22 protein-coding genes are annotated in these 25,829 nt (G+C 66.4%); 8 read left to right on the top strand and 14 right to left on the bottom strand.

Annotation, left to right across the window (positions count from 1 at the left end):
• The first annotated feature begins 299 nt into the window (after positions 1 to 299).
• The gene (locus tag IWX75_RS15400; RefSeq protein WP_196823136.1) at positions 300 to 1,397 is read left to right on the top strand and encodes a DUF4192 domain-containing protein; all 1,098 of its coding nucleotides are present in this window, start codon (positions 300 to 302) and stop codon (positions 1,395 to 1,397) included.
• A gap of 114 nt (positions 1,398 to 1,511) precedes the next feature.
• Here IWX75_RS15400 and IWX75_RS15395 read toward each other — a convergent pair whose 3' ends face one another.
• On the bottom strand, positions 1,512 to 1,694 hold the full coding sequence (locus tag IWX75_RS15395) for a hypothetical protein (protein ID WP_196823135.1): 183 nt from the start codon (positions 1,692 to 1,694) through the stop codon (positions 1,512 to 1,514).
• A 137-nt stretch (positions 1,695 to 1,831) separates the two neighbouring features.
• Here IWX75_RS15395 and IWX75_RS15390 point away from each other — a divergent pair, with 137 nt between their 5' ends.
• The 3 genes from IWX75_RS15390 to IWX75_RS15380 all read left to right on the top strand — a co-directional run bounded on the left by IWX75_RS15390 (position 1,832) and on the right by IWX75_RS15380 (position 4,186).
• Positions 1,832 to 2,059 carry a hypothetical protein gene (locus IWX75_RS15390; protein WP_196823134.1) on the top strand — a complete coding sequence of 76 codons (228 nt, stop codon included), beginning with the start codon at positions 1,832 to 1,834 and terminating at the stop codon, positions 2,057 to 2,059.
• 10 nt (positions 2,060 to 2,069) lie between these two features.
• A complete protein-coding gene (locus tag IWX75_RS15385; protein WP_196823133.1) occupies positions 2,070 to 2,255 on the top strand; it encodes a hypothetical protein in 186 nt (61 codons plus the stop codon).
• Between the two features lie 509 nt (positions 2,256 to 2,764).
• Positions 2,765 to 4,186 carry a ParB/RepB/Spo0J family partition protein gene (locus IWX75_RS15380; protein WP_196823141.1) on the top strand — a complete coding sequence of 474 codons (1,422 nt, stop codon included), beginning with the start codon at positions 2,765 to 2,767 and terminating at the stop codon, positions 4,184 to 4,186.
• A 328-nt stretch (positions 4,187 to 4,514) separates the two neighbouring features.
• Here the strand turns inward: IWX75_RS15380 and IWX75_RS15375 are convergent, their stop codons facing one another.
• Positions 4,515 to 4,961: a hypothetical protein gene (locus IWX75_RS15375; RefSeq protein WP_196823132.1), complete on the bottom strand. Its 447-nt coding sequence runs from the start codon at positions 4,959 to 4,961 to the stop codon at positions 4,515 to 4,517.
• 570 nt (positions 4,962 to 5,531) lie between these two features.
• On the opposite strand from IWX75_RS15375, the gene mobF reads away from it, so the two are divergent.
• Entirely contained in the window at positions 5,532 to 10,310 is a 4,779-nt protein-coding gene (gene mobF, locus IWX75_RS15370) for a MobF family relaxase (protein ID WP_196823131.1), read from the top strand.
• A gap of 29 nt (positions 10,311 to 10,339) precedes the next feature.
• Here mobF and IWX75_RS15365 read toward each other — a convergent pair whose 3' ends face one another.
• The 12 genes from IWX75_RS15365 to IWX75_RS15310 are packed head-to-tail and all read right to left on the bottom strand — an operon-like array spanning position 10,340 to position 23,713.
• Positions 10,340 to 10,693: a DUF4913 domain-containing protein gene (locus tag IWX75_RS15365; protein ID WP_196823130.1), complete on the bottom strand. Its 354-nt coding sequence runs from the start codon at positions 10,691 to 10,693 to the stop codon at positions 10,340 to 10,342.
• Complete coding sequence (locus IWX75_RS15360) at positions 10,690 to 12,369, bottom strand: type IV secretory system conjugative DNA transfer family protein (protein ID WP_196823129.1); 1,680 nt, start codon at positions 12,367 to 12,369, stop codon at positions 10,690 to 10,692. Before IWX75_RS15360 ends, IWX75_RS15365 begins: the two co-directional genes overlap by 4 nt.
• Positions 12,366 to 13,907 carry a hypothetical protein gene (locus tag IWX75_RS15355; RefSeq protein ID WP_196823128.1) on the bottom strand — a complete coding sequence of 514 codons (1,542 nt, stop codon included), beginning with the start codon at positions 13,905 to 13,907 and terminating at the stop codon, positions 12,366 to 12,368. The genes IWX75_RS15360 and IWX75_RS15355 overlap by 4 nt, the downstream gene beginning before the upstream one ends.
• Positions 13,907 to 15,439, bottom strand: coding sequence for an SCO6880 family protein (locus IWX75_RS15350; RefSeq protein ID WP_196823127.1), 1,533 nt, complete (start codon positions 15,437 to 15,439; stop codon positions 13,907 to 13,909). Before IWX75_RS15350 ends, IWX75_RS15355 begins: the two co-directional genes overlap by 1 nt.
• Entirely contained in the window at positions 15,436 to 17,157 is a 1,722-nt protein-coding gene (locus IWX75_RS15345; RefSeq protein ID WP_196823126.1) for a hypothetical protein, read from the bottom strand. The genes IWX75_RS15350 and IWX75_RS15345 overlap by 4 nt, the downstream gene beginning before the upstream one ends.
• On the bottom strand, positions 17,154 to 17,969 hold the full coding sequence (locus tag IWX75_RS15340) for a hypothetical protein (RefSeq protein ID WP_196823125.1): 816 nt from the start codon (positions 17,967 to 17,969) through the stop codon (positions 17,154 to 17,156). Before IWX75_RS15340 ends, IWX75_RS15345 begins: the two co-directional genes overlap by 4 nt.
• 40 nt (positions 17,970 to 18,009) lie before the next feature.
• Complete coding sequence (locus IWX75_RS15335; protein WP_019481169.1) at positions 18,010 to 18,315, bottom strand: hypothetical protein; 306 nt, start codon at positions 18,313 to 18,315, stop codon at positions 18,010 to 18,012.
• A 14-nt stretch (positions 18,316 to 18,329) separates the two neighbouring features.
• Positions 18,330 to 18,932 carry a DUF6668 family protein gene (locus IWX75_RS15330; RefSeq protein WP_196823124.1) on the bottom strand — a complete coding sequence of 201 codons (603 nt, stop codon included), beginning with the start codon at positions 18,930 to 18,932 and terminating at the stop codon, positions 18,330 to 18,332.
• 2 nt (positions 18,933 to 18,934) lie between these two features.
• Entirely contained in the window at positions 18,935 to 20,380 is a 1,446-nt protein-coding gene (locus tag IWX75_RS15325) for a MinD/ParA family ATP-binding protein (protein ID WP_196823123.1), read from the bottom strand.
• Positions 20,380 to 21,954: a hypothetical protein gene (locus tag IWX75_RS15320; RefSeq protein WP_196823122.1), complete on the bottom strand. Its 1,575-nt coding sequence runs from the start codon at positions 21,952 to 21,954 to the stop codon at positions 20,380 to 20,382. Before IWX75_RS15320 ends, IWX75_RS15325 begins: the two co-directional genes overlap by 1 nt.
• Positions 21,951 to 22,598, bottom strand: a complete 648-nt coding sequence (locus IWX75_RS15315) for a hypothetical protein (protein WP_196823121.1) — start codon at positions 22,596 to 22,598, stop codon at positions 21,951 to 21,953. Before IWX75_RS15315 ends, IWX75_RS15320 begins: the two co-directional genes overlap by 4 nt.
• Positions 22,595 to 23,713 carry a transglycosylase SLT domain-containing protein gene (locus IWX75_RS15310; protein WP_196823120.1) on the bottom strand — a complete coding sequence of 373 codons (1,119 nt, stop codon included), beginning with the start codon at positions 23,711 to 23,713 and terminating at the stop codon, positions 22,595 to 22,597. Before IWX75_RS15310 ends, IWX75_RS15315 begins: the two co-directional genes overlap by 4 nt.
• Before the next feature lie 175 nt (positions 23,714 to 23,888).
• Between IWX75_RS15310 and IWX75_RS15305 the strand changes: the two genes are divergently transcribed.
• The 3 genes from IWX75_RS15305 to IWX75_RS15295 are packed head-to-tail and all read left to right on the top strand — an operon-like array spanning position 23,889 to position 25,703.
• Positions 23,889 to 24,617, top strand: a complete 729-nt coding sequence (locus IWX75_RS15305; protein ID WP_196823119.1) for a hypothetical protein — start codon at positions 23,889 to 23,891, stop codon at positions 24,615 to 24,617.
• On the top strand, positions 24,614 to 25,384 hold the full coding sequence (locus IWX75_RS15300) for a hypothetical protein (protein WP_196823118.1): 771 nt from the start codon (positions 24,614 to 24,616) through the stop codon (positions 25,382 to 25,384). Before IWX75_RS15305 ends, IWX75_RS15300 begins: the two co-directional genes overlap by 4 nt.
• Before the next feature lie 10 nt (positions 25,385 to 25,394).
• Entirely contained in the window at positions 25,395 to 25,703 is a 309-nt protein-coding gene (locus IWX75_RS15295; protein ID WP_196823117.1) for a hypothetical protein, read from the top strand.
• Positions 25,704 to 25,829 lie beyond the last annotated feature (126 nt).

Genomic DNA, 25,829 nt, shown 5'->3' with positions numbered 1-25,829 from the left:
GCCCGGGCGCTCCTTCGTCGCACCCGACCCTGACGTTTTTTGCTGCTGTCCTTCGGATTATGCGTCCCCGCTCCACACCATCAATCGGCTGCGCCGACGGGGCCGGCCATAAACCTCTACGGCGCTCCTGCGTCGCTTATTTCCTTCGAGGTTTCCGCCCACCCCCGCCCTTCGGGTTGCACGGTGCTCCGTCGGGGACGAGCGAGCGAGCTCGCCAGCAGGCAAAAAACAACGGGGAAAGGGTCCACTGCTGGTCACCAAGGGCCCTGACACCACCACCGCAACGAAGGAGCAACACCGTGAACGAGAACCAGCCAATCAAGGTCACCGCCACCGCTGACATCCTCGCCTACGTCCCGCGCACCCTCGGCTTCCAGCCGCGCGAGTCCCTTGCGATCGTCACCCTGCGCGGGACCCAGCTGGCCCTGACCCTGCGCGTGGACCTTCCCGCCGAGTCGGCCGACCCGGTCGACTTCGCGCAGGCTGTCATGCACTACGTCCTCGCGGACGCCGCCGCCGACGGCGCCCTGATGTTCGTCTACACCAAAGAGGTAGCCGAAGGCGCCAAGACCGGCACCAACCACTTCGCCAAGCCCTACATGGCCCACGCGCAGGCCATCGAGACCGAGATGGAACGCGCAGGACTCGACCTGCGCGGCGGCTGGCTGATCAACACGCTCGGATGGATGCCGTTCTTCTGCGAAGAGGAAGGGTGCTGCATCCTGCAGCAGCACGAAGAGATCCGCGACAGCGCCCTGAACGCGCACATGGTCCTCGCCGGATACACCCTGAACGACGACGCGAGCCGGTCCGTGATCGACCCCGCATTCACCGGCAGCGACACCGCGCACACCAAGATCGAGGAAGGAGCCTACTGGCTGAACCTGCTGGACCCGCTGGACTTCACCGACCCCAGCATTAGCCAAGGCCGCGCCGCGTGGACGACGGCCCTCGGCACGGTAGAGGACAGCATCACCGAGGACGAGGCATGCGAGCTGGTGACGTACCTGCGGAACCGCGCGATCCGTGACCGCCTCCTCGCCGACGCCGTCGACGCCACCAACGACCAGGAAACCTACATGCAGATCCTCGCCGGACGCTACGAGAGCACCCCGGACTGGTCCCGCGTCGAGGCCACGCAGAACCTGCTGGCCAAGATCCTGCCCTACACGCCGACCGAGGACCGCGCCCCGCTGTTCGCGTTCCTCGGATGGCTCAGCTGGCAGCAGGGATCATCCTCCATTGCCTACGCCTACTTCGAGAAGGCACTCGGCATCGAACCGCAGTACCGGCTGGCACGGCTGATGAAGGAACTCGTTAGCAGGGGAGGCCTGCCGCTGGCGGCGATGAACCAGCGCACCAGCTACGGCGAGCACAAGCGCAAGAACCAGCACTAACCCGCTGGCCTACAGGCCGAGAGCCGGACACCCACCCCCACGGGAGTCCGGCTCTCACTGGCTTCCCGTTCCATACACGCTGGCGCGACCACCAGACCCAGCCACAAGCTGCACCTACCGCACAGCACCACCAGGTGAACCATCAGCAGGGCCCTCACCAGGAACCACACGCGCGGCTTCCGCGTAGTACGAGCGCATGCCGTGCTTAACCCCGAACCGGATGATCACGTACAGGAGCAAAGCCATCAGCCCCCAGATCACCGGAACGATCAGGAACCCGAGTCCGCCTGCCATCATTTGTTCCCCCACACCTCGAATGAACACTCAGTTCAGCGAGCGTACCGGGGGAGGTACTCCAGTCAGCGAACAGCACCCGGCACTGACAGGGCCGGCACGTACAGTGACACCAATTCATCAACCAGGAAGAGACGATCATGGGACCCGTGGACTACATCGAGCACCCCGACCAGGCCGCTGCCCTGACCCCTGACCTCAGCGAGAACAGGCAGCTGCACCTGCCTGAGCTGCAGGCGCTCACGCTCGAGGACCTGCTCGAGGACCTGCTCGAGGCCGGTCACCCGTCGACGAGCGGAAGCAGCGGTTTTGGACCCGTCGACGTCGCCGAAGCCTCCGACGAGGCTCGCCGCTTCTTCGAGGACTGACAGCGCCGCAGTGACCCCGAAGACACCACAGACTCCGCAGGCACTGGGGACGCCGCCCTTGGCGCAGTGCTGCATCTGCCGCGCCACCACGAAGATCCTCGACGAGGGCCGACCCCTGCCCGAGGGCTGGCTATACCGGACGATTACCGTCGACGTCGGCCGCTACTACTGCCCCGACCACGCCCGCAGAGCCTGACCGACGCGGATGAGCGAATGAGTGAATGAGTATTTGAGTGACTGACTAAGGGCCGACACCTATAGGTGCCGGCCCTTCGTCGTTGCTGGAGGTCAGATGGTCGGCGCCCGCGGATGGCCGGCGGGTTAGTGCTTCCCTGGTTTCCGCCAGGGCTCCAACCAGGGCAATGGTCCTCTCGCTTCGCTCCGGCCTGATGAAGCCCGGGCGCTCCTTCGTCGCACCCGACCCTGACGTTTTTTGCTGCTGTCCTTCGGATTATGCGTCCCCGCTCCACACCATCAATCGGCTGCGCCGACGGGGCCGGCCATAAACCTCTACGGCGCTCCTGCGTCGCTTATTTCCTTCGAGGTTTCCGCCCACCCCCGCCCTTCGGGTTGCACGGTGCTCCGTCGGGGACGAGCGAGCGAGCTCGCCAGCAGGCAAAAAACAACGGGGAAAGGGTCCACTGCTGGTCACCAAGGGCCCCGACACCACCACCGCAACGAAGGAGCAACACCGTGAACGTTCAGCTGACTACTCAGCCGACCCTTGAAATGATCGACCCGCGCACGCTCACTGTCGACGTGAACGTGCGCAAGGACGCCGCCCTGACGCCCGAGTTCATCGCGAGCATCAAGGAGCACGGCGTGATCGAACCCGTGATTGGGCACCGTAAGGAGGACGGCACCGTGCACGTCCTGATGGGCCAGCGCCGCACACGCGGCGCGGTCGAAGCAGGAGCCGCGACCATCCCCGTCATGGTCGTCGCCAGCCCCGAGGAAGCCGAGCGGATCACCACGCAGGTCGTGGAGAACGTCCAGCGGTCCGCGCTGACCGACGCGGACGAGGCCGACGCTTTCCACCAGCTGTCCCTGCTCGGGGTGAGCGCGGCGCAGATCGCGAAGAAGACCGGACGTGCCAAGACCACCGTCGAGGGTGCGTTGAAGGCCAAGAAGAGCGCCGCAGGGGAGGCCGCACTGTCCAAGGGACGCACCATCGAGGAAGCTCTCGTGCTGGTCGAGTTCGCCGACGATGAGGACGCCACAGCGCACCTTGAAGCCGTCCTCACGGACGAGCCGGACATGCTCGCCCACGTCGCCCAGCAGTTGCGCGACGACCGGGCACACCAAGCCGCACGTGCCGCGCTGGTCGCGGAACTGGACGCCGCAGGGACGCCCATAGTGGACGACGTGAGCTGGGGTTACCACTCGACCGACGACAACGTGCGCGTCACCGAACTGCTCCGCGCCGACGGATCGCAGGCCGATAAGGAGGACGCGAACGCCGTCTACATTAACGGTGCGCTGACCGTCATCCCGGTCGTCACCGGATGGAAGGAGCTGGGCTTCAAGCTCCGCTACAACTCCGGTTCTGCGGCAACCAGCGGACCCATGACCGACGAGCAGAAGGCTGCACGGAAGACCCTGATCGCCAACAACAAGGCCATGGAATCGGCCACGGTCGTCCGCCGCGATTTCGTCCGGTCCCTGCTAGCAAAGAAGCAGGCACCAAAGGGCTGGCAGTACTTCACCGTCCACGCCCTGACCCACCACTCCGAAGTCGCCAGCGGTTACGAGGGAGCCGTGGCCGCTGAGATGGCCGGAGCGAAGATCGAGGGCAAGGAAACGTGGGGATGGAACCCGCTCCGCGACCACGTCGCGAAGACCACCACACGCCCCGAGGTGCCCCTGATCGCGCTGGTCTGCGCAGGGTTCGAAAAGACAATCGCCAAGGACTCGTGGCGCTCACCGCACCGAAGCCACCTGACCTACCTGACCCAGTTGGTTACGTGGGGATACACCCCGAGCGAGGTCGAGCAGATCATCCTCGACAGCGCCAACAAGGCCACCGAACTCGACGAGGACACCGAGGACACGGAGGACGGCGAAACGTTCGAGGAAGTCCACGCCGACGAGGAGGAGATGATCGCGGAAGAGTACGCCGCCGAGTAGAACCGGGCACCGGTGGTGCAGGAAGCTTCACGGTTCTGCACCACCGGCTCCGGCCCGGGATAGGGGAGCCGGTCAGCTCGCCGCTGGTCGGTGGGGCGGTTCGCCGCCGCTGCGGGAACCTCGAGCGGTGGTCGCGGGCGACGAACCGCCGTCCTCGCACTCAGGCTCACCCTGGCTCCGGTGCCGCAGCAGCGCGAGGCACGCGCACCCTGGCCGCGCTGCACACCGACACCACCAGGAGAAGGGACCCCCAGATGCGTTGCCAACAGATGAGGGGACCGACACAGTCGGTCCCCTCCCTTCGTGCTGCTACCTAGAGCGTCGCCCGCTACGCGGCTTTCGTCTCGGCAGCAACCTGCTCTGCGACTTCGTCCGCTGTTTCCGCCAGCGGCGACGCCGTCCCCGCGTCCTTTGCGTTCCCGCCGTCCGCGGATGAGGTACCAACGCCGGCACCGTCCAGTGCACGCTTCATCTCGGCGGTACTGAGGCCGAGACGGGCGGCGACCGCCGCCCTGCTCTCACCCGTGTCGAGCATCTGCTGCACCTTCGCGCCGGCTTCCTTCGCGGCCGCCTCGGCGTCCTGCTCGGCTTTCGCCAGGATCGCGTCAGCACGCTCCCGCGCCTCGGCGCGGATCTGCTCTGCCTGCTGCTCCTGCTCGAAGAACTCCGCAGCCAGGTCGATCAACCGCTCATGCCGCTCAGTCAGCCCCTGAGCTTTCGCCCTCGCCTTCTCCCGTGCCACTACCTGCTGCGCTGACTTCCTCGGTGCTGCCATGATGACCCGTCCCCTTCACTCATCCTGCGTTCAAAACCTGTACCTGATGCTGCCCCGGCCGCGACTTGCGAAACGCCGCACATTCCCTGCCAAACCTAACGGTTAGCGCCCGCCCACCACGAGGCGAACCCAACCACTCACTGAGCAGTCACCGACACCACCGGACGTCACCGCGGGCACCCACCCACTGCCCGCGAAAAGCCAATACGGACCTCGCTGACGCTCGGACTGGATGCAACGGACGTTGACCACACGTGGACAGCTCCGAGATAACCCTTGCGTCTCTGTCCTGCCCCACCTGGTGGATAACGTCCGTCAGCGGTTCCACACAATCAAACGACCCGTGGATAACGAAAATCGTGTTACCCACCGCCCATTCTCATATGCACAACCGCATCAAGTTCTTGATGGACCAATCGTACTGGTTTCCACGGCGCTTCATCTGGGTTTCCTCCTCCGTCGTCACCATGCGATTCCACACCCTTCCAACCAGCACAATCTGTCACACCTCATGCACTTATGTAAGTGAGGTCGACATTCGCGCCACAGCCTACGAGAATAGGGCTTGTGATGACCGTCCATAAGCTCAGCGCTGGGGACGGCTACACCTACTACACCTCCGAGGTCGCCAGTGCCGACGAGCTGCGTTCAGGCGACCGCGAGCTGGGCGACTACTACACCGTCGAGGGCATGCCTCCGGGTCAGTGGGTCGGACACTCCGAGCAACTGTTGGGGGTTACTGGCGAGGTCACTGAAGTTCAGATGAAAGCTCTCTACGGCGAAGGAATCAATCCCAACGCAGCTGAAATGCTCGCTGCCGGGAAGAGCGTGGAGGACGCCGCACTGGGCCGCAAGTACCGGCAGTACGGTGCTGCGGACACGGACATGACGCGCCGCATCGACGAGGAAGCGGCCCGGTTCCGGCGCACCAGCGGGCCCGCGTGGAAGGGCCCGGAGAACGCAGACAAGGCGCTGCCGACAGAGGTCATGCACGAGATCCGCACCCGGGTAGGCGGCGAGCTGTTCCGTGAATCCCACGGCCGGAACGCCCGCAGCAACGAAGAACTCGCCCGCTACATCACTGCGCAGACCACACCGAAGCAGCAGACCGTCGCGGGGTACGACCTAGTGTTCTCTCCCGCCAAATCGGTATCCCTCCTCTGGGCGCTCGGCGGCGACGAAGCCCGCAAAGCAGTCGAGGCTGCGCACAACGAAGCCATCGCCGAGACGATCACCTTCCTCGAGAAGAACGCCACCTACACCCGCAGGGGAGCGCAGGGCGTCCGCCAGATCGACGTCGAGGGCGGGTTGGTCGCCACCCAGTTCAGGCACTACGACTCCCGCGCCGGAGACCCCCAGCTGCACGACCACGTTGTCGTCGCCAACAAGGTCCAGGGCGCCGACGGGAAGTGGTCATCCATCGACGGACGGACCCTCTACAAGATGAACGTCGCCGCGTCCGAGACGTACAACGCGAAGGTCATCGAGAAGGTCTGCGCGTCCCTCGGCGTGAGCACCGTCGCCCGATCCACCGGTAGTGGAGAGCCTATCTACGAGGTGGCCGGCATCGACCTCGACACCATCCACCGGGCATCATCCCGCAGATCCGACATTGCCGGAGCGATCAACCGCCTCGAAGGCGAATTCACCGACAAGCACGGCTACGCGCCCAGCGATAAGCAGAAGATCGCCCTGGCGCAGCAGGCCACACTGGAGACCCGGCCCGAGAAGAAGAGCGCCCGCCGGCTCTCCGAGCTGGTCGAGGAATGGCAAAAGGACTACAGCACCGGGCTGGATGGCGGGATGGGGATGCCGGTTGGACCGGCTCTCCTCGCGCACGTCCGAAGTGCCAGCCCCGGCGCGCCCGCCGGCCCCAGCATTGAGGACCTCAACGTGCACGAACACGCCCGCCAGATCGTTCACGAGCTCTCCGCCAAGCGCGCGGTGTGGGGCCGGAATCACGTCATCGCCCAGACCCGCCGGCACCTCAAAGAATCCTTCCCCGGCCAGACCATCACCGACGAGACCGTGGAGAAGGTGACTCGTTCTGTCACTGGTACGCACAGCCTCCAGGTCACCCCGGACGCCATCACCCCGCGCCTGCGCGAGTTCCTGCGGGCCGACGGATCCAGCCAGTTCCAGCAGGCAGACAGCGCCCTGTTCACCTCCCACGAGGTGCTGAACGCCGAGCACAGGGTCCTTGCCGCCGGACAGAAAACCGTCATTCCTGCTGTGTCCATGGAACGCTTCGACGCAGTCCTCGCCCGGCACACAGAAGCCCTGGCGACGAGTGGCGGACACCCGCTGTCGAGAGGACAGATCGACCTGGCGCGCGCGTTCGCCACCGACGAGAAGCTGCTCACCCTCGGCATCGGACCGGCAGGAACAGGTAAGACCACGAGCCTTTCCCTTGCCGCCGACGCCGTCCGCGACACCGGAGGACGGGTCATCGGACTGGCTCCGACTGCCGCCGCTGCCGCCGTCATGAGCGGGGACCTCGGAGCCGACGCGACGACCATCGACGCGTTCCTGGCCGCCCACCGCAACCAGCAGCAGAACCAGCAGGACAACGGCGCGGGCGCCCGTTCGAGCTTCATCAACCCGGCCTTCATGCTTGGAGCCGGGGATGTGATCATCGTCGACGAGGCCGGCATGGTCACCACCCCGAAGATCGCCGACGTCGTCGCTGTCGCCGCCCGCAATGGGGCCGTCGTCAGGGCCATCGGAGATGACCGCCAGCTCGGCGCCATCGGCTCCGGTGGCGCGCTGCGCCTGCTCAACAACGAGGTCGGAGCGGTCCGCCTCGAGGAAGTCCACCGCTTCCGCACCGAGGGTGAGTCGGAGGCGTCCCTGGCTCTGCGCGAACCGCCTGCCGCCGGCGCGGACACTCCGTTCCACTGGTACCTCGAGAACAAGCGCATCACCGCCGGTACGACCGAAGCCATGACCCAGGACGCCCTCGGCGCATGGATGGCCGACACTCAGGCGGGCAAGACGTCGCTGCTGATCGCCACCGACAACGCGACCGTGACCGACCTCAACGCCCGCGCACAGGCAGCCCGCATCGCCACCGGCGACCTCACCGACGGGATGGGCCCGATCACCGAGGCGACACCGTCCGTGGTTCTCCGCGACGGCCTGCGCGCCTATGCCGGGGACACCGTCGTCACCCGTAAGAACGACCGCACCCTGCAGGTCAACCAGGGCAAGGACTTCGTCAAGAACAACGATGTCTGGACCGTCGAGAAAGTCACCGCCGACCCCGCCACCGACACAGCTGCAGGGCAGGAGCGGCAGCGCATCACTCTCCGGCACGCAGGCCACCGCGGACGGATCACCGTCGACGCCGACTACCTCCACCAGCACGGCCAGCTCGGCTACGCCGCGACCGTGCACCGCGCCCAAGGCGCCACCGTGGACACCGCGCACGCCATCGTCGACGAGCGGACCGACCGCGCCGGCGCCTATGTCGCCGCCACCCGAGGGCGCGAGATGAACCGTCTCTACGTCGCCCTCGGCGACGACAACGACCAGGCCGTCACCCGCGACAGCGTCCTGTCCACGATCACCGCGAACTACGACCGCACCCTGTCCGCGCACGAAGCAGTACGGACCGAAGCCATCCGCACCGGCGACGTCGCCACCCTCGCCGGCGTCTACAACGAGGTCGAGAACGCCGCATGGGAAGCCAAGACTCGAACCATCGCCGCTTCCGTCTTGGGACCGCGGACCGCCGTGCAGTTCACCTCCCACGAAGCGTGGGAAGCAATAGCAACTCACTTGCGTGCAGCCGAGACACAGGGCCTCGACCCTGCAGCACTCCTCGCCCAAGCCGCCGGCGTCACCCGTGACAGCACCGGGCACGGACAGCACGCCGACACCGGCCACCTGCGCGGTTTCGACGGAGCCCAGGACCCGGCCGCCGTCCTCGCGCACCGGCTCGAGCAGCGCATCGACGCCGCCCACAGCCTCGTCGTCAACACCGACCAGCGTCCCCTCGGCGCTGTGTCCGACGAGCACCTGCAGCGCCTCGCAGACCAGGCCACTAAGCACGCAGCAGGGGCCGAGCTGCCGCGTCGCTCGCCCGGTGAAGTGCCGATGGACACGCAGTGGGCGGCACGACCGTTCGCACTCATGCGCACCGACAAGCTCACCGATGCACGCACCGATGCCCTGGCCCGGGTGCAGGCCATCGACCCGACCCAGCCCGTCGACGCCACAACCCGGAAGGCACAGTGGACGGTGCAGGCGATGACCGTCGAACTGGAACGCCGGCAGGATCTCTCCCCGGCCCAGGCCGCGATCGAGCGCACCGCACGCGGGGAAGATCCCCGCACCGCACACCAGGTCACCATCGGCGAGGCCATCAGGTACGAGCAGCAGCTCCGCTCCGTCGCACTGCCACAGGCCGACAACCGGAGCATGCGGCCAGCGGCCGCCGCGACGGTTAGCGATGACCTCGCGCCGTCCGTGCTGCTGAGCGATGAGCTGGTGCCGGCCTCCTACCGGACTGAGCTTGACCGGCTCCGGGCGCACCTCGGGCAGAGGGTCATGGTCCGGGGCGCGCAGCTCGCGGAAGAGAAGCCCGCGTGGACGAACGCGCTCGGTCCCGTGCCCGGGAGGGATGCGAAGGCAGCCGAGTGGCACCGCATCGCAGCCGAGACCGAGGCGTACCGGAACCGGTACAACATCGGCGCCCACGAGACCGCGCTGATCCCCAAGCAGTACCGGGACGACCCGACCGCGCAGCGCCTAATCGAGCGCGCCACCGCCCTGCACAAGCACAGCGAACTCACGACCGTCGTGCCGAGGACGGCCGTGCAGATCCAGCAGGGAGCAGACGAAGCAGCGATCGTCGAGCGCATGACGACCGAGCAGGCAGCAGCCCGGCGCGTCATCGACAGGATGCGCGCGGAACGTGCCGTATCCAGTGACCCGCTACCGGTACCCCAGCAGCGCGAGGCACGGATCGTGGACGCCGTACAGGCCGAACCGGCACCGCAGCAGGGCGACGATATGTCGGCCGCCGTCGCCCGTGTGCTCGCCAAGCACCGCGCACAGGCCGCAGCGGCCGCAGGGACGGCGACGCCGGAGACACCCAAGGTCGCCGGCGATTCGGCCCCGACCGCTCAGAGCCAGAACACCAAGGAGTCCGTCGTGAACGAGAACAAAGATGCCGCCCAACCCACCAATCTCAGCTCCCGGTGGGGAAAGAAGGCCGAGGCAGTTGTCCAGAGGAAGAAAGCGGCATCAGACAAGCCTGTGACGAAGTCCGCACAACAAGAAGCGGCCTCCGCAGCCCGTAGGGCCGCGGAAGCCGCAGATCGAAGCATGGGACGCTCGCTCTAGATTTATCCGTTAGAGCGGCTGTCTCGGGATCACCAGGACCAGTCGCTAGGTGGTTGTTCTGTCGCCAGGATCCTGCGTGTGCCCTTTTCAACGTGCTTCGTGCCGCACTCACCGAATGGGCCACGCTTGGCGAACAGGACGACAGCATGACGGTCGAAGTGATCAATCCACCAGGACGACATTCCGCCCTCCTTTTGAGCCTCTGCCCACTTCTCGAAGAGCGCCCGAAACCTTTCGACGGCTTCGGGGTGATTCCACCACTGCGCGCACCATGACATGCCTGTGGACTTGTCCACGGACTCGAGTGTGGCCACCAGATGCTCCACCCAGTCCACAAGATCCTCGGGCGTGAAATCCTCCGCGCTCTCGATCTGCTCGCTCACGATTGTTGTCCTGCCTTAATACGCTCGACCGTGGAACCGATACGCTCGTTGATCGTCTTGTCTCGGAACCAGGGGACTGTGCGGACGATGGTTCCGCCCCCGTTGGAGGTCTTCACCCACGCGCGGTTGGCCGGAAGCTCGGAGAGCTGGGAGACGGACATGATGTCGCGCCGCTGGGTCTGCACGGACCGGGAAGACCCGTTCCTCGAGGTCGAGCTGCTGCGAACCTTCGCGTCGTACTGGCCGATCGTCTTGGAAAGGGACTCGAGAAACTGAGTGTCGTCGGATCCACCGCCGTAGACCTTGATCGCAGCCGCCGACCAAAGCGTGTCCCAGCCCGTTCGCTCGAGCATGGCCATGCCCTGCCCGCGGGTCTGGAAGTAGGCACTGACGACGATGCCCATGGACCCGAAGAACGAATACCACTCGGGCAGCTGCTTGAGTTTGACGACGTTCCCGACCTCATCCAGGTCAGCCACCAGCGGGACCGGTAGACGACCGCCAGCCCGCCGAGCGGCCTGCTGCGCGGCCGTGAACACCGCGAAGACGAGGGTGGACACGAACGCTGCACCGGAGCCCGCGGCGTCCTGCGAGAGCAGAATCAGGGTGTCGCTGCTGGTGACGAACCGGGCCGGATCAAACACCGGGACGCCCGGGGTGGGCGTCGACCACGCCACGAGCTCGTCGTGCACGAGCGCGGACGCCATGCGCTGGGCGCTGGCGGCCACGGACCCGCGGGTGTCATCCGGCTGCAAGCTCATTCCCTGCAACGCGGATGCCGGACCGGCATGTCCTGCCTGTTCGAGCAGGCTCGCCGGTTCCATGAAGTCGGCACCGGCCACCCACCGCAGAACATCCTTCATGGTGCCGCCGCTTTTCGCGGCAGCGAGGAGGCACCAGGACAGGAAGTCGCGTCCCTGAGACTCGAACTGCGCATCGCCTCGACCAGATCCCGCACTGGGAGCCGACGACGTCTCGAAGATCGACGCGACCTCGCCGGCACTCACGGTGTCAGCGACCACGGAGAGTGGGTTGAAGATCATCGCGGGCCGGTGGCTATCGCGCCAGATCCGCTGCGGGTCGAACAGCCACACCGTTCCGGCCTCGGAACGGGCGGCAATGACCTCGGCGACGCCGTCGACCTTGTTACTGGTCATGATGTACGGACCGGGAGCTTCAGTGGCATGCCGGACGACCTGCGTCGTCGTCTTGCCCCGCCCGGTCCCCCACACATGGGTCGAGCACTCCCGCCAACCCTGGATAACAGCCTTCGTGCCGGCGTCGCCGGCGTACCCGATCGTCAGGCCCGGGCCGATACCTTCCGCGTCAGGGTGGAGGCGGGCAGCTTCGGTGAGGCGGGCATCGAGCATCGCCGGGCGCATCTTCCCGCCAGGACTCATCCGCCGGGAAGCCTCCGCGGTCCTCGACACCGGGCGGGTGCTCCACCACGCAAAGGCAGCGATGACCCCGACCGCTTCCGCGCCGAGCAACCAGCTCGCGGCCGCCGGCCACGGATCCCCCGTGGCAAGACCGATCGCCAACGCGATCGGGTTCCACGACAGGTCGGTAGGAACCGGCGTGAAGGCTTCCCCGAGGTGGATCAGGGCGACCGCGACGAACGCGGCCAGGACCACACTCGAGAACGCGATGACTGGGCCGTTTTTTTCGTTCTTCATCGGTTCACCTTCGCCTGCGCAGCAGCCCACGCCTGGTTCGTGTTGTGGGCCCTCAGTTCGCCTGCGGTGAGGTTCACCCGAAACGGCACACCGGGTTCGGACCCGGTTTTCAGCATGAACCGGCCCCGCCCGGGAGGAGGTGACACCTGATTGGTGTTGGGGTTCATCGACCCTTCGGCCGACCAGCCGACCAGCATCACCTTCTCCCGCTCCGAGACGGGGAACACCGTTTCCAGCAGGTCCATCTCGTTCTGCGCCAGCCCACCGAGGATCTTCACGGAAGAGCGCTCCACGAAGCCGGTCGCGATCTTCGTCAGCTCGTCCGTGGACAGCTGCAGGTCCTTCATGGAGTGCGTGATCATCAGCTGCCCCAGGCCCTTGGTCCTGTTCAGGCGGGTAATGGAGTCGATCTGGTGGACCAGCAGCTCGCTCGCGCGCAGGGACTGCCACAGCTCGTCCATGATCATCAGGTGATGGCGTTCCTCCATCAGACCCGCATCGGCGAGGGTCTTCGCGGCCGAGATACCGGCCTGACCATAGGACCAGCACACCGTCTGCACCGCGGCCCGCAGGGTCAGCTGGGACTCGTCGATGAGAGAAATGTCGAAGTCCACGGAGGTGTCGATCTTCATTTCCTTCGTGGTCTGCTGGCAGAACACGTCCCCGAACGGGCCGTGCTCCCCGAGGGCGTTCAGGCCCGCGAGGAGGTTCTTGACCTGCGGCAGGTACTCCTTGGAGTCCTCGATGAGCAGTGCCGACTGGATCTGCGGTGGTGCGGACTTGATGGCGTCGACGACGTCGCCGACCAGCGGCTGCCGGTCCTCCGCCTCCGCCTTCTCAGCGGCCATGGCGATCGCCATGGACAGCACCGTCTGCTCCTGCTTCTTCGCATCCAGCGGTTCCTTGAACACCAGTTCGATGAGTCCGGTGAGGGTCATCAGGCGCCGGGCATGGATCTCGGCGCGCATCTGCCGCTGCATCGGAGCCGGAAGGCGTTCCAGCTCCCGCCAGAGCGGACCGGCGTCTAGCGGGTTGATCGCCCCGACCCCAGGGGCGACCTGCACGACCTGCCCGTTGGTTTCCAGGACGACGCCGGCGAAGTCCGGTTTGAGATCCCCTGCGACCAGGATCAGGAACCCCTGATCAATGAGCGCCAGTGCCATGCGGACGGCGACCGAGGACTTTCCCCGACCATTCAGGCCGAGGATGAACCCGGACGGCGAGGAGATGATGCCGTGCAGGAACAAGCTGATCGGGTCCCCGCACACGACAGAGCTGTTGAGCAGGTTCCGTCCCAGGACAGCGCCGACCAGCGGCGAGGACGTACCGACGCAGAACGGCCACAGGCCGGCGGTCTGGTTCGACGTGGCCGTGAACTCCGGTGGCGGTTCGACCCACGTCACCATCCCACCCTCGCGGACGCGCATGCCCTTCTCCGTGAGCTGTGGGAAGGACGCAGCCGTAACGGCGGCTGCCGCCTCGGATCGGCCCAGGAACCGGTCCATGACCTTGTCGATGAGTTGATCAAAGGCGGACATTAGAGGGCCTTCCTGACGTCGGAGGAGATAGTGGCCAGGTGCTCAGGGACGAGGCCCAGCCCAAGGTTGAAGGAGAACGCGGCGTCATCGTTGTAGTCGCAGGACCGCATACGGATCTGAATACCGGTGGCCGCGTTTCGCATGATCTTCGCTTCCATCGCCTGCAGCTGCTCGGGGCTCTCGACCGTGGCGGTGACACCGATCGCGAAGCGCACCAGCGCGGCCCCTTCGGCCTGCTCCCGCTCGGCCTTGCGTGCCTTCTCGAGGGCGATGATCTGCGAACTGGTCGGGCGTCTGCCCTTCTGGTTCGTGGCGAACTGCGCATTGGTCAGTGCTTGCGCGACCTGCTGCGCGGACTTCTCCGGCGGCTGCGGGCGGTAGAACACCGTGACGCGCTTTTGCAGCATGCTCGCATCGGGGCCCAGCAGGGCCACCAGGGCGTTCTCGCGGAACGTCCCGGCCGGCGGCCGGAACATCTGCCACGACTTGCTCGTCACCCCGGCGTGGTCGTACCGGCCCGGGTACCCGATCGTCCGGGCGGCCGAGGGTCCCACCTCGTGCCAGCTGAGGCCGGTGCCGTCGCCGGACAGGCGGGCGCGTTCGACGGCGGCTGCCGCGTGCGGGTTGAACGCGACGTAGGTCTGGTCTGTGAGGTCAGCGGCCCGCATCAGGGACACGCTGCCCGCGCCGACGTCCTCGAGTTCTTCCTTGAACCCCTGCAGGAGGGACTTCACATCGGCCACCAGCTCCTCGGCGGAGCGCTCCGGTGCACGGTCGCCGTCGTTGGCCTTGCCGCTGAATGTCAGCGCCACCCACTGCTCGAGCTTCGGCACATCGAGGTTCAGGTTGTTCACCACGTCATCCATCACCTGACGTGCAAAGGACGGCACCTCGTGGGATCCGGCCTGCTGGCGGGCCACCGCGATAGCGTCAGGCAGGCGTTCGCCCGGATCGGTGGTCGACTGCGTCGTCACGGAAATCTGCTCGACCCGGGCGTTGGAGCCGGCGTCGCACTGGAACGCGGCCCACGACCCGACGAGCCGGTTCACGCGGTCCTGATCGAGCAGGCCCAGGCCCGAGGAGTTGGTGGAGAAGAACACGGTGCCGGTCTTCAGTTTCGGGTGCCACAGCATGACGCCCTCGTTGCCGAAGAGGTCCTGGAAGTCGATCAGCTCGGTCGCGGCCAGCAGGCCAGGTGCGCGGAATGAACCGTCCGGAATCTGCGAGACGGGCCCGGACTTGTAGACAGTCTTCCCGGCCTTCTTGGCCTTGGCGTGCATGCTGCGCGCCAGCCACCGCTCAGGCTTGGACCGACCATGACGGTCCTTGGAGCCGAGGATCGTCGCGGCGATGAACGCGACCAGGGCGATGCCGACGGCCACCCAAATCTGCGAGGCCATGATCGCGATAAACACCCCGACTGCTCCCGCGCCCAGGACGACGGTCGACGCCATCGAGAACCCCATCAGACCCGCCGTCTGGTCTTCTGCGATGTTGCCGTACTGCCGGACGATTGTCTGTTCCGTGCTCACTGGTCATCCCCACTTTCCACTGCGCGTTCCATGTCCCTGACTGCGTTCTGCACCGCGTACTCGATGCGTTGCTGGCTCTGGGCCGACTTGTCCGCCCCGGACGGCGCCCCGGCCCGGAACCCCTCAGCCGTCGGCGAGGTCGCGGGTGTGGCCCCAGGAGCTTCCGTTGGAGGCTTGTCGCCTGATGCTGCGGGCTCTGCCCCGCTTGGTCCTCCAGCTGACGAGCTGCCATCACCGGTACCGGTTGGTGCTTCCGAAGGTGCGCCGGTCCGTTCTGCCTGAGGCTGCGCGCCCGTTGGTCCGGTCGAACCGGGTCCGCTGTTCCCGCCAGCACCACCGGCACCGCTGCCGGCACTGCCTGCATCTCCGACTGGGGACGTCTCTGCCCCGGACCGTTCCGGGCGCTGCTCTGCGCCCGAAGGCCCACCAGAACCTCCACCGGGACCCCCAGCACTTCCTCCGGATGCCCCGCCACCTGCATCTGATGCCAGCGCGGTGGGCTGTTCTGGCCTTTGTTCTGCTCCCGAAGGACCGGACGCGTTCGCGCCGCCGACCCCACCGCTACTTCCGGCACTTGGACTTCCTCCTGTGCCACCGCTGCTGCCCGAGCTTGCAGCGCCTGTGGCTTCGCTACCGCCAGTGCCGCTGGTCAGTGCGGGTGCACTGCTGGAATTCTGGATTGCGCCCGTCCCAGCGGTAGCGGCCGCATCCGTGGTCGCGGTTGTTGCTGCGGTTCCGGTTGCCGTTGCAGTGCCTCCGCCGTTGGCCAATGCGGCTCCGACTCCTGCACCTGCACCAGCGGTGAGCGCGCCGACTGCGACGGCACCGCCGACCATGGCCAGGCCGGAGGCTCCCATGCCCTGCGGACCCGCGCTGACGGCAGGGACGAGAACCTTCGCCAGGGCCGGCATCGCGATGCAGGCACTGCTGATGATGACGAGGCCGGTGATCAGGCCGATCGCGGTGTTCCCGAGCTCGTTGTCCGCGCTGCCGTTGATGCCTTTCAGGAGCGCGAGTCCTGCCCCGTAGAGGATCGCTGCGGCGGGCTTGAAGAGGATGACGGCGGCCAGCCAGCCCACAGCCTTATCGAAGGACTTCCGGCCGCGCTCGGTCTGCGAGGCGGCCGCGAAGATCGGCAGGATCCCGCACAGTGCGATCGCCGCACCGTAGGAGAAGATGACGATGACCGCGTTGATGATTGCGCCCAGCAGGGCCAGAGGTACGACGAACAGGATGATGCCGGCGAGCTGCATGGTCATGGTGGTTCCCGCGATGGCATCCAGGCCCATCGCGGTTCCGAGCCCGTCTTCCTGCGCGGAACCGGAGATAGTCCTCACCAGCCACGGCGCGAGGACGTCGGTCACGCCGAACAGCAGGCCCACCATCGGGACGGCCAGCGCCGTGGTGAGGACGGTGCGCACCATGCCCATGATCAGGTTCTCGGTCGAGGCGCGGTCCTGATCGCGGGCGAGCTTGATGAGCGCGAACGCTGTCCCGATGACACCGGCCATGCCGACGAAGATCAACGTCGACTGCTGGATGCGGTCGGTCGCGGACCCTGCACCCATATCCGGTGCGCCGATCTTCAACCACCAGGTACCGACGAAGTTGATCATTTCCGTCAGGACCTGCACCAGCCAGCTCGCGAGGAACTGGATCAGCTTCTGGATCGCGCTGCCTGCAACGCCTTCTAGGAATTCTCCGGCCCAGCCGATCATTGCTTGGGCCCCCACTGGACATAGGGCTGGCCCTGGTAGCGACTGCCGGTTACCAATTCGGTGCCGGAGGCCGGGTCGAGTTTCCAGTCCCCGTCCTCCCACACCAGATCAACCTGAGCCATGAGTGTCTGTTCCAGACCGGAGGCATCGGGTGCTGAGTACACAAGCCGGTAGGACGCTGCGTCGTCGGTGTAGCTGTTCTGGATATAACCCAGCAGGGTCAGGCGGGTTATGGCAGAGGTGTCGTCGCTCTGCTCGAGGCCGTCCCTGATTCGCTGTGCTCGCTCTCCCAGAAGGACCCGGTTAGATCCTTCCGCTACCGCCACTTCGAGGTCCTGCGCCGCTTCATCACTGACGGAAGGATCGAGTGCGACGGAGTAGGTGGCAGCGGCCATGAGTGATCCGGTCTCAGTGTGCGCGTACCCGACCCTCAGTCCGGAGGGCTGCTTCTGGCATCCGCCGAACTCCGAGAATGGAATGACGTTGTATCCGCCGGCTACCCATTCCTCGACCACTGGAGCACTGTCAGCGACAGATACGTCGTCGTTGTTGAGGTCCGCCTGACAATCCCACGCGGTATCCGCGTCCGCGACAGGTCCTGCCGTCGCGGACGCGGACGCCGAGGCAGACGATGACGCTGTCTGCGAGGCAGCGGTAGTGGGCTCCGCTGCCGCTTCGTCGTTGCTGGGGAAGAGGAATACCCGTAGGCCCCATGCGAGGAGGCCGACCAGCACCAGGGCCAGCAGCATCACGGCGGCGCCGAACCACTTCGGGCGGGCCTTCGGTTCCTGGGTGGTGTCCTGTGTGCTCATCGTCTGTCCTTCTCTCGATCAAATGGGTGGGCGTTGTTGCTCAGGTGATTGCAGTCCACACTGCACCCGAAGCGCCCAGCAGGCAGGCAGCGACCATAGGCCAGATGGGCGCCTCGATCTCGTTGCCCTGCCGGCGGTTCCTGCCTGCGGAGACGAGGCCGAAGATGAAGAAGACGAACAGGACCAGACCCGCGCCCCACAGGACCCAGCCGATGACCTGCGTCAGCCCCTCGGTGCCGGGAGGCTGCGTCGGGGTGAAGGTCTGAGCCGAGAGCGATCCTTCGCGGACCGGAGTGAGCGCGTTGATGGTGGTCAGGGTGTGTGCTGCCAGAGTGTTTCCGAACATGGGAGTTCCCTTTCTCAGTGCCCGGAGCGGGCGATCTTTTCGATTTTCCGGAGCACGCTTTTCAGTCGTGTGCCGGAAGCTTGTGGGGTGACGCCGACCTCGCGCCACGAGGGTTCATACGGTGCCGTCATGGCCACCGGGAACATCCGCGCAACCCCGCGCGCGAAGTCCAGGGTCGGCTTCGTCAGCCGGTTCTTGGGTCGGTCGTGGACGATCACGAGGCCGACCAGTTCATAGGGCAGCTGCCCGGATGCGGATTTGCGGGCCAGCTGCTGCGCGGCCTCGAGGGAGGACGCACTAGTCGAGCAGACCAACAAGGCTCGGCCTGCCCAGGTCGGCCGGCGTTCGGATTCGTCGACCACGTTCTCGGAGCACAGGCCCGCGAGGGTGCTGGTGCCGACGCCGCCGGACGCGCCGACCAGCCACAGTGTTGCGCTGGTCACCGCCACGGGGGCTGCTGGTTCCTCTTCCTCGACAGGCTCGGCCGCGAGGGTCTGCTGAATGTTCCGCGGGCCCCTCAGCGACTCGCGCTGCCCGAGGATCGGGTCATCGTCGATCGGGTCTTCCTGCGGTTCTACCTCCGGCTCGTTGACGAACGGATTGCGCTGCGGGGTCACGGTCACAGTCCCTCCGCGATCTGCGCGGCGGCCCGGAGCCAGGCGCGGCGGGTCTGCGGGAGCATCGAGGAGAACCGGATCCTGCCCTCGATCAGCGATGGATCGTAGGGCACCGTGACGACCGACTTCACGAACGGGCGGAAGGACTCAGCGAGCTCGTTCAGCTTCGCCGGCCCGTGCGACGGGGTGCAGCCCAGGACGATCACCACGGCGCGGTCTGCCAGCGACTGCGCGTGCTCGTTGCCCGCCCGCAGGGCGCTGAGGACCCGGGACGCGCCTTCGGCGGCGTCGTCGACGGACTTGACCGGGATGACGACCTGGTCGGAGTGCCCGATCATCGCCTCCCAGTTATCCCCGCGTTCGGTGTTGCCCGAGTCCATGAGGATCAGCCGGTAATACTTTGCGGCCACCGAGTAGAGGCGGTGGACCTCGTCGCCGGTGACCTCGTGCCGCTTCTTCGCGCCCGACCGGTCATCGGAACGAAGTACGTCGTACTGGTCCGAGGGCTGGTGGTGGACGTAGGACGCCAGATCCCCGGCCCGCGCGCCGGCGGTCATGAAGTAGTCGGTCTGCTCGAGGAGGTCGACCACCGTCGCCTCGTGGCCGGCGTCGAAGGTCCGCCAGCCGAGCGAGCCGAGAGAGTTGTTGTTGTCCCACGCCAGGACACCGGAGCCGCCGAGGCGGGCGAACACAGCGGACAGGCAGATCACCGTCGGCGTCTTACCCGCCCCGCCCTTGGGGTTCAGGACCGTGATCGTGCGGGGCCCGGCCCAGTGCTGAGAGACGGTCTTCTCGTCCCGGCGCTGCTCCAGCTCCGCCGGCGAGGCCGCGAACTTCAACCCGAACTGATTCAGCAGACCACGGACCCCGACCTGTGCCGGTGAGTCGGCGTCGGGCCGGTCGACGAACGACGGCATCGCCGTCCTGCGGGTCGGCAGCGGCTCCACCGTCTCTACCGGGACCACTGCCGGCGCCACGGCTGATGAAGCGACGGTTTCCGGTGCCCTCGCTTCCGTGGCCACGGGAGCCTCCACAGGAGCAGGAGCAGGAGCAGGAGCAGGAGCGGGAACAGGGACGGGAACAGGAGTGGCGACAAGTTCTGGTGCTTCCGCCGTGGCCTCCGGCACGGTCGGCTCTTCTGGCGTGACCGGGGACGCCGGTGCAGGTTCGACTGCTTCGGCGGGCTGTACTGGCCCGCTTTCCGTCGGCTCACTTTCGGCGGGCTGCTCGACAATGGCGCCATCGGTCTGAACGAGGATCGTGCGGGAGCCGGACGGGTCCTCGATGTGCAGCTCGGTGGCGGTCCTTGTCTCGGCCGCGAGGTCGGTCGCGGTGCTCATGACGGAGCGACGGGCGTCCATGACAGACGGGTACGGGGCGGTGGTTTTCTCGCCTCCCAGGTCAAGCTCGAGGGTGCCGGCCGGGTCGATGACAGCGGTCATTCTCATCAGGGGTTCTCCTTCGGGGAAACAGTCGAGGTGGGGCTCGGAGTAGAAGTCGCGGTGGAGGAAGGGCTGGAAGTAGGGGTGGGTGTTGCTGTGGGTCGGGGTGCGACCTGCGTCAGCGCATACAGCAGGCCGGTGGAGGATCCGTCGGCCCGGGTGATTGCCTTGCCGTCGTCGGTGATGACGTCGGGGATCGCCGCACGGGCGGCGTCGGTCGTCGTCTCGGTAACGCCCTGCGCGTTGATCCGCAGCTGCTCGGTGTTGGTGGTGACCCAGGCGTAGCCGGCGGCGAGCTTCCCGGCCCCGGGCAGGCGGTGGGCCTGCTTCGCGTCGACGTCGACGAGGACGGTGCCGGCCATCAGCAGACCGTGCTTCCGGTCCACCTGGATACCGGAGGTGGCGACGTCGGTTCCTTCGACGTCGACGATGCCGACCTGCGTCGCTTCCGTCGCGTCGGCGGCGTCGCCGAGGGCGTAGAAGCCGATGGTGGTGGTGTCGTCGGTCTTCCATGCCGCGACGACCGTCCCGTTCACGGATCCAAGGACCGTGACCAGTTCGGCCCCGGCTGACGGTGCAGGCAGCTTCGCCGGGGCGGGCAGGGCCGCTGAGTCCTGCGTGACACGCCAAATCCGGCCCGAGCGCGTATCGGCTGCTACCAGGTCATCGCCGAGGGCTTCGATGGGTTCCGCGGCCGCCGGGACCGCGCGCGCCGCTGTACTGCCGTCGGCTGAGACGATGAGGGTCCGCTTGTTCGGCAGGTCCACCCGAGGGGCCGTGCCGCCGTCCAGGACGATCGTTCCGTCCTTGGGGACGTCGACGCGGATCGGGTCTGCTCCGTCGCCGAACAGCACCAGGTCGCGGGCTGCTGCAGCCGCGACCCTGGACTGCCCGTCGAGGGTGAACAGGGCGAGCTGCGCGACCGTGAAGGGGGCTGTCCGGGTCCATCGCTCCACACCCGTCCGAGGGTCATGGCCGATCAGCTTCGATCCGTCCACGCTCACCGGCTGCCCCGAGGGATCTAGGATCGCCCGAACGGTCGAGCCTGTCATCGGCGTTGTCCAGTCACCGTAGGTGTCCCACCCGGCAGGAGCCGGAACCGGCAGCTGTGCGGGAGGCGGCGTGTAGACCGTCGCCACAGGCTCGGCAGTGTTGTCCTGCAGCGTGTAGAAGGCGCTGAACCCGACGGTGGCCGCAAGGACGCCCGCGCTCCCCCACAGCACAGCCTTCCGGCGTGCAGGAGTACGGCGGCGTGCAGTCGTCGCCCCGGAACGTGCAGTGCCAGTACCGGTGCCGCCGGCAGCGCCGGATGCGGTGCTGTCCTCGCGTTCCTCGAGGGTGCCCAGGTCGGCGTCGACAATCATCTCGTAGACCTCACCGTCCTCAGTGAGCCCCTGCACCCGGCAGGCAGCCAAGCCCAGACGGCGGCACGCTTCCGCTGCCGCGTCGGCGGCCACGTCGGCTGCGGATGCGTCATCGAGCACCGGGTAGGTCAGGACGTTACCGTTCGCATCGGCGACGATTTCCCCCTCCCCGATGGTGAGGCGGATGACGGGCCATGAATGCACTGCCGGGGTCATTTGCCCTCCCCCGTGATCGCGGTGGTCATGTCGCGGGTCTGGTGCCCGACGACGTCCCACCGGTCAGCCGACTTCTCGAGGTACACCGTCACCTGCCGGTGGCCCGTTCCTTGCAGGGGTGTCTCATCCCGTGCGACCCAGCGCCACGTCACGTCAAGAACCCGGATGGCCTTGTCCGAGGCGATGTCCTGCGCGGCGTCGCCGATCGCAGGAACAGCACGGGGCACGCTGTACGCGTCGTGCTCTGCCGGTTCCAACCATTCGCCCTGGCTCGCGTTGCGTTCCGGCTCCACCTGGTTAGCCGCCCACTCATCCGACATCAGCGGCTTGGCGCGCACCGCGGCCGCCGTCTCCGTGCGGTCCACCGTCGTATCCCAGGAGTGCAGCATCAGGGCCGCGACGCGGGCGGTCGAGTCGACATCGGAACGGTCCGCATCCTCCGGCGAGGCGAACGTGTCTCCGCCCAGACTCTTCTCTGCAGGGGCGGAAGTGTCGGTGCCTTCCGGGGTCTGCGTGGGAGCAGAGATCGGGGCGCCGTCCGTGGACGCGGGCGCGTCAGCGGCGCAACCGGTGAGCGCGATCAGGCAAGCGGTGACTGCTGCGGCGAGGGCCGCGGTCTGCTGTGGTCGTGAGCGAGCGGTCATCGCACCCACGCTCCTTTCTCTTTCAGAATCGGTTCCGGGTCGAGGTTCCAGCCCTGGTACGGGTAGACGACCGCCGGGGCTTCCGGCTTGTAAATCTCGAAGTGCAGGTGAGTGGCGACCAGCCCGAGGCCGGCCTTGTTGCCCTCGGTGCCGATGACGTCGCCGCGCTTCAACCTGTCCCCCACGGCGACGCTGTAGGCGTTGAGGTGGCAGAACGCGAACCCGAAATCGGGATCGTCGCCGTCCTCCTTCGCGATCACGCAGCCGTCCTTGTCGTTGAAGCCCGTAATGCGCAGGTCAGTCGGTGCGATGACTGGACCGCCGTTGCCGGTGCCGGCGCCCGGGGTTGCGAGGTCTACCCCGACGTGGTCCTGTGCCCAGGCGGGCAGGTTCGGTATGTTTCGGTGGCCGTAGCCGGAGGTGAAGACGCCGCCCGGGAGCGGGTTGGTCCACTCGCCGTCGCCGAGGTCGCCGTCCCATCTGACGGTGCCCGCCGGAGCGGTGCAGTCGGCGGAGAACTCGCCCTGCCCGGAGGAAAGGATCTTCTCGACGTACTGCTGGGTTTCCGTGAACGCCGGGATGCCCTTGGCTGCCTGAACAGCACCGGGGCCGGCGTTGTAGGCCGCGAGGGTCAGGCGGACGAGCAGGTCGGCGTCGTCCCCAGCCAGCGGCTGCACCTGCTCTTTGAGGGCCGCCATGTAGCGGCCGTAGGCGGGGATAGCGTCCTCGGCTGAGAACGGGTCCCCGCCCTCTCCGTACATGGCCCAGGTACCGGGCATGAACTGAGCGACACCCTGCGCCCCTGCAGGGCTCCGTGCGCCTTCGTTCCAGCCTGATTCCTGCTTGAGCTGCGCGGCCACCACGCTCACCGGCAGGCCGGCGGTCTTCGCGGCGGCGTCGACCAGGTCCCCCCAGCCGTTCGGGATGGCCGGCGTCGAAGTGAGGTCCCCGGCTGTCTCGCCAATTGCGGAGACGACACACGCAGCAGGCTTCTCCTCGGTCTGCGTGAGGATCGCAGCACCCGCGATGCCGACGACGGGCAGGCCCGCCAGGAGAGGTACAAGGATCACCAGAGCTAGTAGCGGTGACGCTCCACGCTTCTCGTCTTCGTCCACGACTACCTCCCCCGGGTGTGATGGGCACAGACTGGTTAGGGCTTGCCCGGTAAAATTTGAGACGGTGAGGAAGAAGGCTGATGCCAATTCCTTAGTTAATAGAATAGCTTAGATTTTGACATCATGGCTATACGTGTACGCCGTGCCCATCTAGTGCTCTCTTGAAGGAGGTGCCGTGGCTGTTTCTGGTTCTGACTTCAAGCAATGGCTCGAACGACGCGGCATCACCACGTCAGCGAGCGAGCTGGGCCGCCTGACCGGACTGCATCGCGTCACCGTGGGCAACCAGATCCGGCGCGGCAGCGTCCCGGAATCGACCGTCGTCGGCGTGGCCCGAGGCGTCGGTATCGACCCGATCGTGGCATTGGCGGACTTCAAGGAGTACCAAGACCTCGACAGCCGGCCCCGCACACCAACGGCCGCGGAAGTTCTGAGTCAGGTCCACCACGCCGACCTCATGGTCGAGCTGCAGCACCGCTTCCACGAAGATCTGTTCCCACGGAACGACAAGGTCAAAATCGACTTTCCCCACGACGGCTCCCATCGCGCGTGGATCGACGCCATCGACACCGGCGACGTCCGGCACGACGTGGCCGAGAAGACGGGAACGGCGATCACCTATCTGTTCAGCCAGCTCTCCGACAACAAGCTCACCCCCATCCAGGCGGTCACTGCTGCCCGGGTCAGCGGAACGTCGATGGTCGCTGGGCTGGTCGTCGTCGGACTCATCACGATGGAAGAGGGCGACTGGCCCGAGGACGTCCGGGAAACGGCCCTGATCGTGATGAAAAACGAGGACCTGGTCGAACTCATCCAGCAACGGCTTAACCTCCTCCAGCGCCGCCTCCGGCAGCGCAAGGAAGCCCTCGAATACGCGGAGAAACTTACGGACCTGATCGGATGAACGACAGCATCTACGTCATTTCAGTCAGCTTCATGCTGATCCTCCTTGGTGGACTGACGTTCCACCGCATGACCTCCAGGCGCACACCCGAAGGGGCGCGAGCACTGCTGAGACCCAGTGGCAGGCTGGCCCTCATGGGAGTGCTGCTGACCGCCGCCTACGTCTTCTCCCTGCCGGGCGTCTACGAGGTACTGGAAGCGATCGTGCCTATCTCCAACGGCACCGACTTCATCGCCAAATGCTGCGCCATGACCGCTGTAGCGGTGCTCGGCGTTCACCTCGCCCTCGCCTACGGCTCAGAGACGGCCATCAGATGGATCGTCGGAGTCCGCGGCGCTCTGGCAGTCGTGATCGCAGCCCTTGGAGTGTTTCTCACGCTCCTCGCCGCCGACACCCCCACGCCATCCCCCCGCCTGGTCGACTACGCGGATCAGGCGGCAGTGGAATGGAACGAGTGGATCGTCCTCGCCTACACCGCCTACGTGCTGGGGCCCCTCCTGCTGCCGGTCTTCCGAGACAGCCGCAGGAACCCGCTGCGCTTCGGGAGACTGGCCTCGAGGCTGATCTTCGTCGGCTTCGTCCTCTCGATCGCACGCGCCATCGCCTACCCGCTGGAACTACGGGCAGGGGCCGAAGCGTTCTACATCTTCGAGCTGGTCACGCACGTATCGACGGCCTGCGTTGTCCTCGGACTGTGGGCTTTCGCCTTCGCCAGGTCACGCCAGCTGGCACGCAAGACATTCGACACCGGCCTGTCGATCAAGTGAGGAGTGGAACGTGAGTCAGACACCACCAGAGGCCAAAATCGCTGTAGAGCGCATCCTGACCAAGGCGAACCCCGAGAACGAGGCCGCCTACGCTGTCATCTTCCGCGCCGTCAGAATCTGCATCGAGGCAGGGATGAACCGCCGGCAGACAGCCCGCTACCTCGGCGTTTCCGCCCGCAGGATCGACAAGCACGGCCAATATTTCCGCACTGCGAAGTCGGTTAGGACCATGTTCGGAGAAGCCTTCCGCTCCAGGTCAATCGATGTTCCAGCAGAAGACGCCAAGGCGAAACTGATCCAGTGGGCGTGGAAGAGCTAGCCTTGCTCTAATTGCTGTGGATTGAAGGACTGTGCCATATTGGTACGGTCCTTCAATTGTTAAGGGGTCCCGTGCTCACCGGTTCGCAAAGCTCACGACGCTGCGGCGACACGCCGGAGCAGTCGG

The organism is Arthrobacter sp. CAN_A6, assembly GCF_015751715.1.
Lineage (GTDB): Bacteria > Actinomycetota > Actinomycetes > Actinomycetales > Micrococcaceae > Arthrobacter_D.
This window is presented reverse-complemented; position numbering and strand designations above follow the sequence as displayed.